This window comes from Kribbella sp. NPDC058245 (genome assembly GCF_042882005.1).
GTDB lineage: Bacteria > Actinomycetota > Actinomycetes > Propionibacteriales > Kribbellaceae > Kribbella.
Window position 1 is genome coordinate 660,960 of record NZ_JBHVWY010000001.1, and the last position, 16,562, is coordinate 677,521.

The following is a 16,562-nucleotide window of genomic DNA, read 5'->3' on the forward strand; positions in this document are numbered from 1 at the left end:
GACCGATCCGTACTGTCTGGCGGTGGGCGAGAGTGAGGAACTGCTCGCGGGTCACCCGTGGCGGCGATTCGTCGTACTGGGTGACAGCGTGGCCGAGGGATTGTGTGAGCCGGTCGACGGCTACAGCGATCTGCAGTGGGCGGATCGGATCGCGCACGAACTCGGGCCGATCGCGTATCTCAACCTTGGTGTCAGCGGGTTGCGAACGCGAGAGATCCTCGCCACTCAGCTGGAGCCGGCGGTTGCCTTCGGCCCCGATCTGGCGCTGGTGGTTGGCGGCGGCAACGATGCGTTCCCGGCGACGTATGACCCCGAACGGGTCGACCGCGAGCTGACGCACATGATCACCACGCTGCAGGATGCCGGAGCAACAGTGATGACGCTCGGGATGTTCGACGTCTCGTACAGTCCGGCGGTGATGGAGTGGCTGCGTCCGGGCCTACGGCAACGAATGCGCACGCTCTCAGACCGCACAGCCGCCCTCGCGGAGAAGTTCGGCACGATCCACGTGAACCTCACCGACCATCCACTCTCCACCGACCCCGGTCTCTACAGCTCCGACGGCCGCCACGGCAACGCCCGCAGCGACGCCGTAGCCACCACCGAAACCCTCCGAGCCCTCAACCGCCACCTCCGCACTCACCCCCGCCCGTCCCGCTGAACCCCGTTTCGTGGGCGGGCCCACGAGATTGTGGGTGGGCCTACTGCATGCGGCTGGCCCACCCACAACGGGATGGGTCAGCCCACCAAATGGGATGAGGGGGATGGGTCAGAGCTTGCGGAGGCGGACCCAGCGGACGGCGTGGTCCTGGCCTTTGCGGAGGACGAGGGTGGCGCGGGAGCGGGTGGGGAGGATGTTCTCGCGCAGGTTGGGGCCGTTGATGCCGTCCCAGAGGGATTCGGCCTTGTTCACGGCCTCTTCGCGGCTGAGTTCGCCGTACCGGACGAAGTAGGACTCGGGGTTGCGGAACGCGGTCTCCCAGAGTTTGAGGAACCGGTGCACGTACCAGGAGCGGATGTCGGCGGCGGCCGCGTCGACGTACACGGAGAAGTCGAAGAAGTCGCTGACCGCGAGCCCGCTCTTGCCGTCGGCGTGCCGGGGCGCGGGCTGCAGGACGTTCAGGCCCTCGAGCAGCAGGATGTCGGGCTGCTCGACCGTGGTCCGGACACCGTTCATCCGGTCGTAGTGCAGGTGCGAGTAGACCGGCGCCTCGACCGCGTCCATGCCGGACTTCACCTCGACCACGAAACGCAGCAGCGACTTGCGGTCGTACGACTCCGGGAAGCCCTTGCGCAGCATCAGCCCGCGCTTCTCGAGCTCGGCGTTCGGCCAGAGGAACCCGTCGGTCGTGACGAGCGCGACGCGGGGGTGCTCGGGCCAGCGCGCGAGCAGTTCGCGCAGCAACCGGGCGGTCGTCGACTTGCCGACGGCAACCGACCCGCCGATCCCGATCACGAACGGCGTCCGGGTCGCGGCCGGCTTGCCGAGGAAGCCCTCGGTGTCCTCGTGCAGCGCGCGGGCGTGCCGGACATACAGCGACAGGATCCGGGACAGCGGCAGGTAGACCTCGCGGACCTCGTCCAGGTCGATCTCGTCCCCGAGACCCCGTAACCGCTCGATCTCCTCCGCCGTCAGCGGCGAGACGGTGCTCTCGGCCAGCTTCGCCCAAGCGGCCCGGTCCAGCTCGGTATAGGGAGTCACCTCCCGCGACGGCTGCAGCATGGCCCCCATTCTTCCCACACCCGCCGCCCGCACCACACCACACCGGCGTGGGCTTCGTCTCAACCGCGGCTCACCTTCCGGCCTGCCCAAAGTATGATTCGATCTAAGTAAGATTCAATCTTAGTTTGAATGAGGACGGTTGATGAGATTCGCGGGACGTGCGGCCGATCTGGAGCTGCTCGATCGGCAGCTTCGGGAGGTGGGTGAGGGCTCCGGGGCGACCCGGGGGCGGGCGGTGGTCGTCACCGGCAGGCGCCGGGTCGGGAAATCCCGTCTGGCGCAGGAGTTCTGCGATCGATCGGGCCGGCCGTATGTCGTCTTCCAGGCGACGCGTGGCCGCAATCCGGCTGCCGAGCGCGCCGACTTCGGTACGGCGCTGGCCGGGTTGCCCGGGGCTGAACTCGTCTCTGGATTGCCCACCACCGACTGGAATCAGGCGCTGCGTTCGCTGGCGATCGCCTTGCCGGACGATGTGCCGAGTGTTGTGGTCCTCGACGAGGTGCCCTGGCTGGTGGAGCAGGACGGCGAGTTCGAAGGCGCTCTGCAAACGATCTGGGACCGTTTCCTGTCCGCCAAACCGGTGCTGCTCCTGTTGGTGGGCAGCGACCTGTCGGTGATGGAGGCGTTGCAGTCGTACGGGCGGCCGTTCTTCGGCCGTGCCGCCAAGATGGCGATCCGGCCGTTGCATCTGGCTGACGTTCAGGCGATGACCGGTCTGAGTGCCGTCGACTCGATCGATGCCTATCTGATCACCGGTGGCTTTCCGGAGATTGTTCAGTCCTGGCAGCAGGGAATGTCCCGCCGCGACTTCCTCAGCGATGCGGCCGTGAATCCACTGGCACCGCTGCTGGTCGCCGGCGAGCTGTCCATGCTCGGGGAGTTTCCTCAGGCGTCGCAGTCGCGCGCGGCGCTCGAGGCGGTGGGAGCCGGCGAGCGGACCTTTTCGGCGATCGCCGCCCAGGCTGGTGGTCCGGGCGGTCTGAGTTCCGGGACGCTAGCCCCCATTCTGAAGACTCTGCAGGACAAGCAGGTGCTGGCGGCCGACCTTCCGCTGTCGGCCGGGTCCGATACCAAGAACAAGCGGTATCGCGTCGCCGATCCCTATCTCCGCTTCTGGCTGGCCTTCCTCCAGCGCGGGATTCCCCTGATCGAACGGGGCCGGGGCGACCTGGCCCTGGCCCAGATCGACCGGTCGTGGACGAGCTGGCGAGGGCGTGCGGTCGAGCCGATCGTTCGGGAGTCGCTGGCGAGATTGCTGCCCGACGACCGGTGGCCCGACGTCGCCGTACTGGGTGGCTGGTGGAATCGGCAGAACAACCCCGAGATCGACCTCGTCGGTGCCGATCGGGAGTCCCCGGCCAACGCCGTGCGGTTCGTCGGATCGATCAAATGGCTCGAATCGCAGCGGTTCGGGGCGCGTGAATATCAGGCGCTGGCCCGCGACCTGCTCGCCGTACCGGGGGCCGATCCCGAGACGCCGTTGGTGGCGGTGTCGAGATGCGGCGTGGACAACGGCCTACCGCTCGCCGCCAGTTGGGGCCCGGAGGACCTTGTGCACGCCTGGAGCTGATTCGAAAGTTTCGGGTTCTTGGGCGATAAGGTGCGGGTATGGCGCAGCGCGTGACGATCGCGGAGATCGCGGGGATGGCCGGGGTTTCGGTGCCGACGGTGTCGAAGGTGCTGAACGGGCGGTCGGATGTGGCCGAGGGGACCCGGGCCCGGGTGGAGCAGTTGATCCAGGAGCACGGGTACCGAAGGCGCTCGGCCGGTACGACGAGCAGTCCGATGATCGACCTGGTATTCAGCCAGTTCGGGGGTGAGTGGGCGCTCGAGCTGATCCATGGCGTGGAGCAGGTGGCTCGGGCCGAGGGGGTTGAGCTCGTGCTGTCGGAGTGTGGGGGTGGGTGGCGGCCGCGGCAGGAGTGGATCGAGTCGGTGCTGAACCGGCGGCCGCTGGGCGCGATCCTGGTGTTCTCGGACCTGGATGCGGATCAGCGGGCGCAGTTGGAGGCGCGGCAGATCCCGTTCGTGGTGGTCGATCCGGTGGGGGACGTGGCGGACGACGTACCGGCGATCGGTTCGGCGAACTGGAACGGCGGGCGGATGGCGACGCAGCATCTGACCGGGCTGGGGCATCGGCGGATCGCGGTCATCGGGGGGCCGGCCGACGTGCTGTGCTCGCGGCAGCGGGTGGACGGGTACACGGATGCGCTGCGGTCGAGTGGGCTCGCTGTTGATCCCGAGCTGATTCGGGTCGGGGATTTCGGGGTGTCCGGTGGTTATCGGGAGGCGGTCGAGTTGCTGCGGCTGAAGGACCGGCCGACGGCGATCTTCGCGGGAAGCGACATGCAGGCGATCGGGGTGTACCAGGCGGCCCGGGAGGTCGGGCTGGAGATTCCGCGCGACCTGTCGGTGGTCGGGTACGACGATCTACCGGTCGCCCAGTGGGTCGGCCCCACTCTCACGACCGTCCACCAGCCCTTGCGCCGGATGGCCGAGCTCGCCACCCGCCTCGTCCTGGACCTCGCCCGCGGGATCACGCCCGCCGCGACCCGCCTGGATCTGGCCGTGGAGATGCGGGTGCGGGCTTCGAGCGGACCGCCACCACCGTCCAACCAGCGATAAGGCGGTCGGCGACGCCACTGCTGAGCGTGGGACGGTCGGGCGGGGCGAGGTTAGTGGGTGATGGCGGTCCGCTCCGAGCTAGTCTGGCGAGCATGATCGTCGGCGTGGGTATCGATGTGGTCGACGTGGAGCGGTTCATGAAGACGCTGGAGCGGACGCCGGGGTTGCGGGACCGGGTGTTCACCCCGCTCGAGGCGGTGAAGCCGCCGGCGTCGTTGGCGGCCCGGTTCGCGGCCAAGGAGGCGTTGGCCAAGGCGCTCGGCGCACCGGCGGGAATGCATTGGCACGATGCCGAGGTGCAGACCGACGAGACCGGTCGGCCGTGGCTGGAGATCACCGGGACGGTGGCTGCGCAGGCGGCCCGGCTCGGGGTACAGAGCATGCATCTGTCGCTGAGCCACGATGCCGGGATCGCTTCCGCCGTGGTTGTCCTGGAGGGCTGAGCATGCGCCGCGCACACACCGTCGAACAGGTCCGTGCCGCTGAGGCCGACCTGATGGCGAAGTTGCCCGAAGGCACCCTGATGCAGCGCGCGGCCACCGGTCTCGCCGTTGCCATCAGCAACTTCATCGGCCGCACGTACGGCGCTCGCGTCGTCCTCCTGATCGGCTCCGGCGACAACGGCGGCGACGCCCTGTACGCCGGTGCTCGCCTCGCCCGGCGCGGTGCCCAGGTGATCGCGGTCCTGCTCTCCGACCACGCCCACGCTGAGGGCCTCGCCGCCCTCGGAGCCGCCGGTGGCAGAGTCGGTTCTCCCGACGACATCCCCACGGCCGACGTGGTCGTCGACGGCATCGTCGGAATCGGCGGCCGCCCCGGCCTCCGCCCGGAGGCACTCGCCGCCGTCACCCTCGCCGCCGACCACGGCGTACCGATCGTCGCCGTCGATACCCCCTCCGGCGTCGACGTGGACACCGGCGAAACGCCAGAACCCCACGTGCATGCCGCTCTCACCGTCACCTTCGGCACCCACAAGATCTGCCACCTCGTAGATCCAGCCGCCTCCGCCTGCGGCCCGGTTCACCTGGTCGACATCGGCCTCGACCTCCCCGAAGCTCCGGTCCAGTCGCTGCAATCAGCCGACGTACGGGCGCTCTATCCAGTCCCGAACGCCCACTCCGACAAGTACTCACGTGGTGTGCTCGGACTGATCGCCGGCTCCACGCAGTACCCAGGTGCGGCCGTCATCGCCACGACCGGCGCTCTGGCCGGTCCGCTCGGGATGCTCCGGTACGTCGGCCCCGACGCGGTCGCAGCCGCCGTGTTGGCCGTGCATCCCGAGATCGTGGTCGGCGAAGGCCGCGTCCAGGCGTGGGCCGTCGGATCCGGGTTGAGCGACGAGACGCTCGACCGCGAGCTGTTCGACCGCGTGACGCAGCAACAGGACCTCCCGGTCGTCGTGGACGCCGGCGGCATCGGAGCCCTCGACACCGACCGCGCCGGGTACGTCGTGATCACCCCACACGCCGGCGAGCTGAGCGCGCTCATCGACGTACCGCGCGACGAGATCGAGGCGCGTCGCCTGCACTACGCCCGAGAGGTGGCCGAGGACCGGCAACTCGTCGTACTGCTGAAGGGCGCGACGACCGTCGTGGCGGCGCCGGACGGTTCGGTATTCGTGAACCCGATCGCCACGCCATGGCTGGCCACGGCGGGTTCGGGAGACGTGCTGGCGGGACTACTCGGGTCGCTGCTCGCGAGCGGCGTACCGGAGTTCGAGGCGGCCGCACTGGCGGCGTACCTGCACGCAGCCGCCGGCCAGCTCGCCGCCACGGATGGTCCGGTCACCGCGATGAAGGTCGCGGCAGCGCTCCCCGAGGTAACACGCCAGATCCTGCTTTGACCTTCCGGGGAAGTGGGTAGGAGTGCACCTACCGCCCCGGAGGTGCTCGAATGAAACGTTTCGTGCTGCTGGTTGCCGCCCTGCTGATCGCCGCTCCGCTGCCGGCGTCGGCCGCGCCCAAGCCCTATGTGGCTGATGCGACGACGAAGATCCACGTGATGGGGGAGTGGGCCCATCCGGACGATGACACGAGCATCATCGGGCCTTGTGGGGTTTGGCATCAGCGGTACGGCGTCAAGTGCGGCGTGATCATGGTGACCCGGGGTGAGGGTGGGGGGAACGCCGTCGGAACCGAGTTGGGGCCTGAGCTCGGGCTGCGGCGGGAGAACGAGGACCGGGTGGCGCACTACCGGTCCGGGACCGTGGACATCTTCAACTTGGATCGGATCGACTTCTTCTACAACCAGAGTGCGCCGTTGACGCAGTACTTCTGGGATGAGGAGGAGACGCTGCGACGGGTGACGCAGGTGATCCGGCAGACACAGCCGGAGATCTACATCGGGTTCACTCCGACGTTGGCGGCGGGGCATGGCAATCACCAGCAGGCTGGGCGGCTGATCTGGGAGGGCGTGCTGGCGGCGGCCGATCCGACGCGGTTCCCGGAGCAGTTGCGTGGGTCGCATGCGCTCAGCACGTGGCAGGTGAAGAAGGTGTTCTCCGGCGGAAGTGCAGCAGGGACAGGCGGTACGACGTCCGCCGCGAACTGCACCACCGGCTTCACCCCGAGTGGACTCGACACGGTGGCTGGGGTGTGGACCGGCTACGCGTCGCCGTACACGTGGCCGGCCGGCAACCTGCAAGGACAACCGGCCGGTACGACGAAGATCTGGCAGCAGGTGGCGGATGAGGGGCGGGCGGCGTATCCGACGCAGAGCCGGGTGATGTTCAAGGGGACGTCCGCAGCCGCGTGTCCGCGGTTCGCGATGACGCAGTCGTTCGTACCGTTCCAGCCGAACAGCAGTCCGGCGGCGGGGTTGGATGACGCCATCCTGTTCGGCGCGACGAAGCCGGACCCGGGTGGACTGCCCTTGGGGACGCTCCAGTACTTGACGTTCTCGCGGTTCTACAACGTGGCTGGTGAGCCGTTCCAGGCGACCGTTCAGCTGCGCGGAAAGCTTGCCCGTGGCAACGTTCAGCTCACGGTGCCGGCCGGGTGGGTGACCGATGGGCCGAAGCAGGTCCGGGCCGGTTCACGCGCGGACCTTACCTTCACGGTCACCCCATCGGCCACCGCGACCGTCGACCAGAACGCTCGGATCGCGGCGCGTTACACAACGGCGAATGCATCCGGGTACACGGACAACGTCGTACGGATCGTTGCTGCGGCCGAGGGGCGCTTCAAGCGGTGGGGAAACTGGCAGGAGTACGACGAGTGGCTGGAAACCGTTGCACCACAGGCGAATCGGCTCGGCCGGTCACAGGCGATCCAGTCGATGGGCATCGGCCAGAGCATCGACGTACCGGTCGTGGTGCACAACTGGTCGGCTCAGCCGCAGAGTGGTGCGGTGTCCATGGATGTGCCGTCGAACTTCACTGTGAATGCCGCCTCGCTGCCGTATGAGCTTCAGCCTGGTGCGGACACCACGGTGACCTTCCGGCTCACCAACACCGACACAACCCTGCCAGCACAGCAGAACGTATCGATACCGATCAGAACGGCGTCAGGTAGCGAAACGCTGACGCTGTCCCTCGTGCCGACCACAGTGATCCCGCAGGCAGCCCCAACCGTGGACGGGAAGGCCGGACCGGGTGAGTACTCCGGACCGACGCTCGATGTGAACCGCATCTGGCAAGGTGCCGACGGCTGTACCGGACCGGCCGATTGTGGCAGCACCGCCAAGGTCAGCTGGTCAGACGACGCGCTGTACTTCTTCATCCACGTGAATGACGACTACCAGTCGTACGCCGTCACACCTGCGGAATGCGTCGGTCACTGGCAAGCGGACTCAGTAGAGATCCTGCTCGACCCCCGCGGAACGGCGTCACAGTCGCTGATGGACACCGCCAACACGTTCAAGCTCGGCATCTTCCCGTTCAGCCAGACCGGCAAGCCCTGCTGGTCCCGCGACGCCGACAACCACCAGGGCCCCGCGCCAGGCGTCGAGGTGGCGTCGACGGCGCAGTGGGTGGGCAGCAACGAGACCACCGTGCCGCATGCCTACGCGGGCGGCGGTTACGACCTTGAGGTGAAGATCCCGCTGTCGTTACTGCCGGCTGCGGTCGACCCGGCCCGGCTCGGTCTGAACATCACGCCGTACGACAACGACGACACCTCAGCCGCCGGTACGACGACGCTGCGGCACATCGACCAGAGCACTCGACTCGGATGGTCCGCACTCGGTTCGGTGCAGTCGGATCCGTACCGCTGGGGCCTGGCCACGCTCCCCGGTTACACCCCACCGGCCGACCGGCCCACCGTGCCCGGACCGCCAGACGTCTCCAGCCCGAACCTCAACGGCGCCCTGTCCCCGCAGACCATCGCCCAGTCCGCACGGAACGGCGTACCGATCTCTGGACGCGTCCCGACCACAGACCTACAGATCCGGTACGCCGGGTTGCGTGGCAACGCGGTGGACATTCTGACCACCGCCAAGACCAAAGGAACCGCCCGCGCGTTCCTGACCACTGGTGAGCTCGGTGCGATCCCGGTGTGGATCTCTAGCTGTGCAGCAGATCCCTTCACGCCCTGCGCGGTGACGGACGGCGGCATCCCGCCCTGGGCGCCAGACATGAGCGGTCACTTGGTCAAACAGGCCACGAAGCAGATCACTCGCGGCGTACAGGTGTGGTCAATCCCGCTCACCAATGCTCAGCGTCAGCAGTTGGCCAAGGACGGCCGGCTGTTGGTCTCCTACGAGACAGCAGCCGACCAGGTTCAAGCGTTCGACGTCCGGCTCAGCGGGCGGCGATGAAGGTCAGGCCTGCGTCGCCGGCCTGGAGCCGCAGGCCGTTGCCGGTGATCTGGTAGCTCATCTCGCCGTGGAGGCCCTTGGTGAGGGCCTTCTCCATGGTCCCCTCGTCCCCGGCGCACGCCCGGCGAGTGGTGGCCAGCTCGCCGAAGGTGACAGTCGTCGCGGCGCGGGCGACTACGCCGTTCAACTCGTTGCAGCCGGTGAAGCCGGTGACGCGTTCGCCGTTGAAGGTGATCCAGGCCTTCTCCGAGCCCACGATCTTGCCCACCGTGTCCTGGGAGACGACGCTGTCCAGCGTCCACTTGGTGCCGTCGAGCTTCAGATCCGGTGTGAGCGTTGACTGGTCGCTGAGCGCGATCGTCGTACTGTCGGCGACAAGGGTGAGCGTGTCGTTGGCGAGCTTCCAGCTCGGCTTGCTCTGCAGCAGCTTGCTCAGCCAGCCGTCCTGCTCGCCACGACTGCCCGGGCAGCCCATGTCTGTCATGGCCAGCGGGTCCTTGAGCGTCAGGTTGCCGTCGCTCGTCGACACCGAGGCCTGCATGGTGTTGCAGCCGGCGTCGGCGATCAGTCGGCCGTCGTCGGTGAACTGCAGCTTCACGCGGGTCTGTGCGGCGAGCTGTTTGGGCTTGCCGTCTTCGGTGATCGAGGTCGACAGGTAGGTCTTGCCGGTCAGCGTCCCGCCGGCGGTTGACTCGTCCCCGCACGCGGCGAGTCCGAGCAGGAGGAGTCCGGCTCCGGCGAGGCCAATCATCCGTTTCATCACATCCTCAGGACGCGGAAGGTGAGCAGGGCGTTGCAGCGCGTCGAAAAGTGAAGGGCGCGTAAAGTCGGCAGAACCCGCGGTCCTGGGGGTAGCGGAACAGATCACGGTTGGATAACGTCGGCGCGCTGACAGACCATGGCCGGCCTCGCCCGGTCCCACTGGGGATCCAACCGAACAGGTGAGGGCCGGTCGCTGTAGCGCTGGGGCAACACAGCGGCGGGCCCGTCGAACAGACGAAGGATCGTTACGCATGCCCCCCATCCGAACTGCCCGACGCCGCATGGTCGTCCCGGCGGTCCTCCTCGCACTCGGCGCGCTGATCGCTGTCCCGATCATCGTCCAGGCCGCGTCCAAGGAGAACCCGGTCGCCGCGAGCGTTGCGGACAGCACGGTCATCAACCTCCCGAGCGTCGGGCGCGTCGAGAGCTGTGTCCTCGACAAGAGCTCCGGCTGCACCGTCCTGCACGGCTTCGGCAAGAAGCCGGTCGCGATCACCGCGACCTCCTCCGGGCCGGCCCAGCTGTCGATCGACCCGACCCGGACCACCGACAAGAGCTACCGGCTGCAGGCCCTGCGGCGCAACGGCAAGAGCCTCCGCGAAGGCACGACGCTCCGCTACACCGTGCACTACGACTTCGTCGCCGCGCCCGCGCAGCCGCCCGCACCCAAGCCCTCCACCACACCCACCGTGAAGCCGACGGTCACGCCGAAGCCGACACCCAAGCCAACGCCGAAGCCGACAGTCACGCCCAAGCCGACGGCGACCCCGACCAGTACGCCGCCGCCGAGCACGGGCCAGAGTTGCACCAAGCCGACCTGGACCACCACGGCGACCGGCAACGCCGGTGAGGGCCGCACCTACGGCCAGTACTACGTCCACAACAACATGTGGAACAACCACAACGGCACGTACACGATGGCCGTCTGCAACTACAACAGCTGGTACGAGGACGTCACCCAGTCCAGGCCGGGAGACAACGGCGTACAGGCGTATCCGAACGTCCACAAGGACTACAACGACTTCCCGCTGGCCAAGATCCAGTCCGCCAAGTTCGCCGCGACCGCGCCGACCTGCAGCGGCTGCATCTACAACGTCGCCTTCGACGTCTGGATCAACGAGGGCTTCGAGAACGAACTGATGATCTGGACCCAGAACTCGAACCAGACCCCGGCCGGCGACAAGCTCGGTACGACGACCATCGGCGGCCAGTCCTACGAGGTCTGGAAGACCGACGGCGCGAACAAGCCCGGCGGCATCTTCACCTACAAGTCGGTCACCACGCAGACCTCCGGCACGATGCCGCTGCAGGCCTTCTTCAAGGACCTCGCGACCCGCAAGTGGATCCCCGCCAACTCCACCACCTGGCAGGTCGACTACGGCGTCGAGGTCGTCTCGACCAACAACACCAAGCAACGCTTCAGCTTCAACGACTTCTCGATCGCGGAGAGCTGACGGGTACGGCGGGTCACCGGCGACGACTGAGGTCGACGATCACCGGTGACCCGTCGTCACGCTGCATGAACTCACGGGCTCCGCTCTGCTTGAGGATCTCCATCGACTTGTGCATCAGGATGTCCGCGCGGATCTCGTTCGGATGCCATTGGTAGGGATCCGCCAGTACCACCTGCACGACCGCCCGGCTGGGGTTCGAACCGTCGATCAGCCTGAGTGACAGGTGGTCGACGCCACCGAAGGTGTAGTGCCAGTCCCTCGAGGACCCCGTGTCGGTGGTGTAGTCCGTCACCACCTGAGTGCTCCCATCCAGCGGCGTTCGCGACGCGACAACCTGTCGAAAACTGACGTCCTCGTCCGCAAAGTCCTGCAGGACGTACCGGCGATCGGCGCCACCACCGTGCAGGTAGTGCTGGAACGTCGGTCCGGCGTGCTTGAACTGATTGAGGAACAGGCCGGCGCTCATCGCGATGTCCGGCCCGAGCAGGTCTGTCAGCACGTCGATGTGCAGGAGCGTGTCGGGAAAATGGCTGTTCAGTAACAGCTTGAACAGCGGACTCTTTCCCTCGGCTTTCGCCGCCTCCCACTCGCCGGACTCCACGAACTGGACCGCGTCATAGATCAGTTTCGCGCCGATGGCCAGCTCCGTCGTGGCGGTGTAACTCACTCGGATGATCCGCCGCAGCGGGTCCCACACATACCAAGGGAGCTTGCCGCCGAACGTACCGGCCAGGACGGCCGTCTCCAGCTGGACCAACGGGTCGTGCGACGTGGTCTCGCCGGATTCGTTGGTGGTGTTGACCGGAAAGGCGTCCTGATGGGCGGGTTGCCCGGTCTGGCTGTCGAGGGCCTTCCACGTGCCGACGCCGACTCCGCCGGTGGCGGGGTGCAACTCGGGGTTGTGCGTCTGGAACTCGACGACGGCCTCATGCGTGCGAGACCCGAAGGTGCCGTCGAGCGGACACTCGATGCCGATCGTGCGCAGCTTCTGCTGCAGGACGCGGACGGCGGGACCGGTGTCGCCGACGTCGAGGTTCGGGCGTTTGCCAGGTGTGCCGGCGGGTTCGCCCATCAACTGGTTGACGGCGGCGTTGCCGGCCTTGTCCTGGAGCATCTGGAAGTCGCCGAATCCCGCGGGAGAGGACTGGACGTCTGGTGGACGTCTGATCGGCGCCGGTCCGGCATCGGACTTCTCGGCCTGCTCGCGATCCATGGACACCTCCTCCCGATCAGGCTGCTGGATCGCTGCGACGGACGGCAGTTCCCAGGGGCCAAGCGTTCAGGCAGAACGCGATGCGTAGGGTGCTGGCGTGACCGGTCTGGTGATTTTCGACAATGACGGCGTTCTGGTGGACTCGGAGCGGCTGGCCAACAAGATCTTGGCGGAGCTGCTGACCGAGGCTGGGTTGCCGTACACGTTCGACGAAGCGGTACGGGACTTCATGGGCGGGAGTATGACGTCCATGCGGCAGAAGGCCGAGGCGCAGTTGGGCCGGCCGTTGCCTGCTGATCTCGAGGAGCGGTACCACCAGCGGTTGTTCGACGGGTTCGCGAACCTGCAGGCCGTCGAGGGGGTCGAGGGGGTGCTCGACGACCTCGAGGCGGCCGGTACGCCGTACTGTCTGGCGTCGTCGGGGACGCACCAGCGGATCCGGACGGCGTTGACCGCGGTTGGTTTTCTGGACCGGTTCGCGGGCAGAATCTTCAGTGCCGAGGATGTCGCGCACGGCAAACCCGCGCCCGATCTCTTCCTGCACGCGGCCGCCACCCTGGGCGTGCAACCGGCTGATTGTGTCGTGGTCGAGGACAGCCCACTCGGCGTCGCCGCCGCCAACGCGGCCGGTATGACGGTCTTCGGCTACGCGGGAATGACCGACCCCGCGAAGCTTGCCGGTGCGCGTCAAATTTTCCACAAGATGACATCCCTCACCGGATTGATCGTCGCGGCCTGACACACTGGAAGGGCTATGGCTACTCTCCAGTCACCCACCGGTCACCCGCCTCGTGAGCGCCCCACCCGCGCCGAGGCGATCGTTGACCTGGCCGCGATCCGGCACAACGTGGCGACGCTGCGTGACCGTGCCGAGGGCGCGCAGCTGATGACCGTGGTCAAGGCCGACGGGTATGGGCACGGCATCGTGCCGGTCGCCCAGGCCGCTCGTGCAGCGGGTGCCGACTGGATCGGCGCGGCCGTGCTGGAGGAGGCGCTCGCGCTTCGCGATGCCGGTGACACCGGTCCGATCTTCTGCTGGCTGACTACTCCCGGTGAGCCGCTGGCCGAGGCGATCTCTTCCGGGATCGACCTGTCGGCGGGTGCGCCCTGGGAGATCGACGAGTTGGCCGCCGCGGTGGATGACCGCCCGGCCCGGGTGCACCTGAAGATCGACACGGGCATGAGCCGGGGCGGCGCCGTACCGGAGGAGTGGCCGGCGTTGATTCGGGCCGCGCTGCGGGAGCAGGCTGCCGGCCGGATCGAGATCAAGGGCATCTGGTCGCATCTCGCGTCGTCCGACGAGCCGAAGAGTGACGTGAACGAGTTGCAGCTCGCGACGTTCCTCGAGGCGATCGCCGTCGCTGAGTCGTTCGGGGTCGAGGCCGAGTTCAAGCACCTCGCGAACTCCGGCGCGACGCTGGCATTACCCGAGACCCACTTCAATCTGGTGCGGCCGGGCGTCGCGACGTACGGGCTCTCGCCGTTCGGGCACGCGCGGCCGGCGAGCGAGTTGGGGCTGCGACCGGCGATGACGCTGAAGGCACGGCTCGCGATGGTGAAGCGGGTGCCCGCCGGTGTCGGCGTTTCGTACGGGCTGACCTGGACGGCGCCGCGGCCGTCGACGCTCGGGCTGATACCGCTCGGGTACGGCGATGGGCTGCCGCGGCACGCCTCGAACGGTGCCCCGGTGCAGTCAGCCGGTGGACGTCGTACCGTCGTCGGCCGGATCTGCATGGACCAGTGCGTGGTGAACCTCGAGGACGACGACGTCGCCGCGGGGGACGAGGTCGTGCTGTTCGGCCCCGGTACGGCGGGCGAGCCGTCCGTCGACGACTGGGCCGACGCCGCCGGGACGATCAACTACGAGATCGTCACCCGGCTCGGACCGCGGATCCCACGCCGGTATATCGACACTGCCCCGGTCGAGGAGTAGGCGATGTCGAAAGCAGGACGGACCGCTGGCCTCATCGGAGCCGCGGTCGGGGTGCTGGCCGCCGGTGCGGCCGCCGGAGTTGCGGTCGAGCGCACGGTCATCGGACGCCGGTCCGGTCAGCGTGCACAGTTGGAAGCGGAGCCGTTCGGCTCCCTGCGAGGGACGCCGCATGTGTTCACCGCCGACGACGGCGTTGAGCTGTACGTCGAGGTCGATGAGCTGAAGCGGTCCCGGCGACCGGCGCCGCCTAAGAAGCGTTTTGGCCGCAAGTTGCCTTTGCCGCCTGAGGATCTGACCGTGATCTTCTTGCACGGCTACGGGCTGAACATGGACTCCTGGCACTTCGAGCGCCGCGATCTCGCCGGGATCGGGACGATGGTGTTCTACGACCAGCGCTCGCATGGGCGGTCCGGGCGGTCGCCGAAGGAGAACATCAGCATCGACCAGCTCGGCCGGGATCTGTACGGGATCTTCGAGCGGTTCGCGCCGAGTGGGCCGGTGATTCTGATCGGGCACTCGATGGGCGGCATGTCGATCATGGCGCTCGCCGACCAGCACCCGGAGCTCTTCGGGGACCGGATCATCGGGGTCGGGCTGTGCTCGACGAGTGCTGGGCAGCTGGACGAAGTACCGATCATCCTGCCGGGGTTGCCGGGGCGGTGGTTGCGGCAGCTTGCCCTGCCGACGGTCTCGGCGCTGGCGCGGGTGCCGGATGTGGTCGAGCGGAGTCGCAAGGCGGGGACGGACATCAGCTACCTGCTGACCCGGAAGTACTCGTTCGGCTCCGAGGTGCCGCCGGCGTTCACGGAGTTCGTCAACGAGATGATCGCGGCGACGCCGATCTCGGTGATCGCGGACTTCTATCCGATCTTCGCGCTGCACGACAAGTACGACTCGCTCGAGCCGCTGCAGAAGGTCGAGTGCGTGGTGGTCGGCGGCGACAAGGACGCGCTGACGCCGTTCGAGCACGCCGAGGAGATCGTCCGCCGGGTCCCTGGGGCGGAGCTGGTCGAGGTGAAGAACTGCGGTCATCTGGGCCTGATCGAGCACCACCGTGAGTTCACCGCGGCCCTCCTTGGGATGATCGAGCGAGCCGAACAATCCCTGGAGCAGCATTGAAGGCCGTGCGCTCCTCGGTCCAGGCGCGGGACCCCATGATGAAATGTGAGCATGACCGATCTACATGTCGTTGACGCGACGTCCGAACACGTGGACGAGATCGTCACGGTGATCCACCACGCCTTCTCCTCGCGCCGTGTTCTCGATCCGCCGTCGACGGCGTTGAGCGAGAACGCGACCACGGTGGGCGAGGCGATCGCGCAGTACGGCGGTCTGCTGGTCCGCATCGACGGTGTGCCCGCGGGTGCGGTGCTGTTCGAGGTGTCGGGTGACGTGCTCGTGCTGCGCCGGGTGTCGGTTGATCCGCGGCATCAGGCTCGTGGGGTCGCGTCGGCGATGGTCGGGTGCGCGGAGGAGGTCGCCGTACGGCGGGGTCTTGCGCGGGTGCGGTTGATCGCTCGGGTCGAGTTGCCGGACACGGTGGAGTTCTGGCGTCGGCGCGGGTACTCGGTGGTGGAGCAGCAGGACCACAACCTGATCTACGCGAAGGCGATGCCGGTCGAGCGGACCGTGCCGACGGCCGAGGACATGCGGGCGATCGCTGAGGAGCTCGCGGGGCAGTTGCGGGCGGGCGACGTACTGGTGCTGTCTGGTGACCTCGGTGCGGGGAAGACGACGTTCACACAGGGATTGGGCGCTGGGCTGAAGGTGCGGGGCGACATCACGTCGCCGACGTTCGTGATCTCGCGGGTGCATCCGTCATTGAGTGGCGGTCCGGCGTTGGTCCATGTGGACGCCTATCGGCTCGGTGGGTTTGCCGAGCTGGACGACCTCGACCTGGACGCCTCGCTCGAGGAAGCGGTCACCGTGGTCGAATGGGGTCACGGGCTGGCCGAAGCGCTCGCCCCGGACCGGCTCGACATCGTGGTGACCCGCGGCGACGACGACACCGACGAGACCCGCGAACTGCGCATCACCCCGGTGGGACCGCGGTGGGCGGCGTCCGGCGTACGGATCTCTGCACTGGAGAAGAACTGA

Annotated in this window: 14 protein-coding genes; 11 read left to right on the plus strand and 3 right to left on the minus strand. The window is 67.6% G+C overall.

From position 1 onward, the window contains the following. Positions 1 to 22 precede the first annotated feature (22 nt). Positions 23 to 661: an SGNH/GDSL hydrolase family protein gene (locus ACFVWG_RS03295; RefSeq protein WP_391541480.1), complete on the plus strand. Its 639-nt coding sequence runs from the start codon at positions 23 to 25 to the stop codon at positions 659 to 661. A 108-nt stretch (positions 662 to 769) separates the two neighbouring features. On the opposite strand, the gene coaA is transcribed toward ACFVWG_RS03295, so the two are convergent. Next, entirely contained in the window at positions 770 to 1,723 is a 954-nt protein-coding gene (coaA, locus tag ACFVWG_RS03300; RefSeq protein WP_391541481.1) for a type I pantothenate kinase, read from the minus strand. A 142-nt stretch (positions 1,724 to 1,865) separates the two neighbouring features. Between coaA and ACFVWG_RS03305 the strand changes: the two genes are divergently transcribed. The 5 genes from ACFVWG_RS03305 (at position 1,866) to ACFVWG_RS03325 (ending at position 9,103) form a co-directional block, all read left to right on the plus strand. Beyond that, on the plus strand, positions 1,866 to 3,293 hold the full coding sequence (locus ACFVWG_RS03305) for an ATP-binding protein (protein WP_391541482.1): 1,428 nt from the start codon (positions 1,866 to 1,868) through the stop codon (positions 3,291 to 3,293). A 38-nt stretch (positions 3,294 to 3,331) separates the two neighbouring features. Then, the gene (locus ACFVWG_RS03310; RefSeq protein ID WP_391541483.1) at positions 3,332 to 4,348 is read left to right on the plus strand and encodes a LacI family DNA-binding transcriptional regulator; all 1,017 of its coding nucleotides are present in this window, start codon (positions 3,332 to 3,334) and stop codon (positions 4,346 to 4,348) included. 92 nt (positions 4,349 to 4,440) lie between these two features. Continuing rightward, positions 4,441 to 4,791: a holo-ACP synthase gene (locus ACFVWG_RS03315; RefSeq protein WP_391541484.1), complete on the plus strand. Its 351-nt coding sequence runs from the start codon at positions 4,441 to 4,443 to the stop codon at positions 4,789 to 4,791. A gap of 2 nt (positions 4,792 to 4,793) precedes the next feature. Next, positions 4,794 to 6,191, plus strand: a complete 1,398-nt coding sequence (locus ACFVWG_RS03320; protein ID WP_391541485.1) for an NAD(P)H-hydrate dehydratase — start codon at positions 4,794 to 4,796, stop codon at positions 6,189 to 6,191. Positions 6,192 to 6,241: 50 nt separating this feature from the next. After that, positions 6,242 to 9,103, plus strand: a complete 2,862-nt coding sequence (locus ACFVWG_RS03325; protein ID WP_391541486.1) for a sugar-binding protein — start codon at positions 6,242 to 6,244, stop codon at positions 9,101 to 9,103. Here ACFVWG_RS03325 and ACFVWG_RS03330 read toward each other — a convergent pair. Continuing rightward, positions 9,087 to 9,863 carry an META domain-containing protein gene (locus ACFVWG_RS03330; protein ID WP_391541487.1) on the minus strand — a complete coding sequence of 259 codons (777 nt, stop codon included), beginning with the start codon at positions 9,861 to 9,863 and terminating at the stop codon, positions 9,087 to 9,089. The two genes, ACFVWG_RS03325 and ACFVWG_RS03330, sit on opposite strands and share 17 nt — an antisense overlap. 253 nt (positions 9,864 to 10,116) lie before the next feature. Between ACFVWG_RS03330 and ACFVWG_RS03335 the strand changes: the two genes are divergently transcribed. Then, positions 10,117 to 11,319 carry a hypothetical protein gene (locus tag ACFVWG_RS03335; protein WP_391541488.1) on the plus strand — a complete coding sequence of 401 codons (1,203 nt, stop codon included), beginning with the start codon at positions 10,117 to 10,119 and terminating at the stop codon, positions 11,317 to 11,319. A gap of 13 nt (positions 11,320 to 11,332) precedes the next feature. Here ACFVWG_RS03335 and ACFVWG_RS03340 read toward each other — a convergent pair whose 3' ends face one another. Further along, a complete protein-coding gene (locus ACFVWG_RS03340) occupies positions 11,333 to 12,532 on the minus strand; it encodes a peptidoglycan-binding protein (RefSeq protein WP_391541489.1) in 1,200 nt (399 codons plus the stop codon). Between the two features lie 97 nt (positions 12,533 to 12,629). On the opposite strand from ACFVWG_RS03340, the gene ACFVWG_RS03345 reads away from it, so the two are divergent. From ACFVWG_RS03345 to tsaE, 4 genes are read left to right on the plus strand one after another with little or no spacing between them, the layout of a single operon-like run. Continuing rightward, entirely contained in the window at positions 12,630 to 13,271 is a 642-nt protein-coding gene (locus tag ACFVWG_RS03345) for an HAD family hydrolase (RefSeq protein WP_391541490.1), read from the plus strand. Positions 13,272 to 13,286: 15 nt separating this feature from the next. Further along, positions 13,287 to 14,465 (plus strand): alanine racemase, encoded by a 1,179-nt coding sequence (alr, locus tag ACFVWG_RS03350; RefSeq protein WP_391541491.1) that lies wholly within the window; start codon positions 13,287 to 13,289, stop codon positions 14,463 to 14,465. A gap of 3 nt (positions 14,466 to 14,468) precedes the next feature. Next, positions 14,469 to 15,584 (plus strand): alpha/beta fold hydrolase, encoded by a 1,116-nt coding sequence (locus ACFVWG_RS03355; protein ID WP_391541492.1) that lies wholly within the window; start codon positions 14,469 to 14,471, stop codon positions 15,582 to 15,584. Positions 15,585 to 15,635: 51 nt separating this feature from the next. Next, complete coding sequence (gene tsaE, locus ACFVWG_RS03360; RefSeq protein ID WP_391541493.1) at positions 15,636 to 16,562, plus strand: tRNA (adenosine(37)-N6)-threonylcarbamoyltransferase complex ATPase subunit type 1 TsaE; 927 nt, start codon at positions 15,636 to 15,638, stop codon at positions 16,560 to 16,562.

Bases quoted from the DNA above. Each gene is read 5' to 3' on its own strand.
- coaA (WP_391541481.1), bottom strand. From the start codon at position 1,723: ATGCTGCAGCCGTCGCGGGAGGTGACTCCCTATACCGAGCTGGACCGG.
- ACFVWG_RS03305 (WP_391541482.1), top strand. From the start codon at position 1,866: ATGAGATTCGCGGGACGTGCGGCCGATCTGGAGCTGCTCGATCGGCAG.
- ACFVWG_RS03310 (WP_391541483.1), top strand. From the start codon at position 3,332: ATGGCGCAGCGCGTGACGATCGCGGAGATCGCGGGGATGGCCGGGGTT.
- ACFVWG_RS03315 (WP_391541484.1), top strand. From the start codon at position 4,441: ATGATCGTCGGCGTGGGTATCGATGTGGTCGACGTGGAGCGGTTCATG.
- ACFVWG_RS03320 (WP_391541485.1), top strand. From the start codon at position 4,794: ATGCGCCGCGCACACACCGTCGAACAGGTCCGTGCCGCTGAGGCCGAC.
- ACFVWG_RS03325 (WP_391541486.1), top strand. From the start codon at position 6,242: ATGAAACGTTTCGTGCTGCTGGTTGCCGCCCTGCTGATCGCCGCTCCG.
- ACFVWG_RS03330 (WP_391541487.1), bottom strand. From the start codon at position 9,863: ATGAAACGGATGATTGGCCTCGCCGGAGCCGGACTCCTCCTGCTCGGA.
- ACFVWG_RS03335 (WP_391541488.1), top strand. From the start codon at position 10,117: ATGCCCCCCATCCGAACTGCCCGACGCCGCATGGTCGTCCCGGCGGTC.
- ACFVWG_RS03340 (WP_391541489.1), bottom strand. From the start codon at position 12,532: ATGGATCGCGAGCAGGCCGAGAAGTCCGATGCCGGACCGGCGCCGATC.
- alr (WP_391541491.1), top strand. From the start codon at position 13,287: ATGGCTACTCTCCAGTCACCCACCGGTCACCCGCCTCGTGAGCGCCCC.
- ACFVWG_RS03355 (WP_391541492.1), top strand. From the start codon at position 14,469: ATGTCGAAAGCAGGACGGACCGCTGGCCTCATCGGAGCCGCGGTCGGG.
- tsaE (WP_391541493.1), top strand. From the start codon at position 15,636: ATGACCGATCTACATGTCGTTGACGCGACGTCCGAACACGTGGACGAG.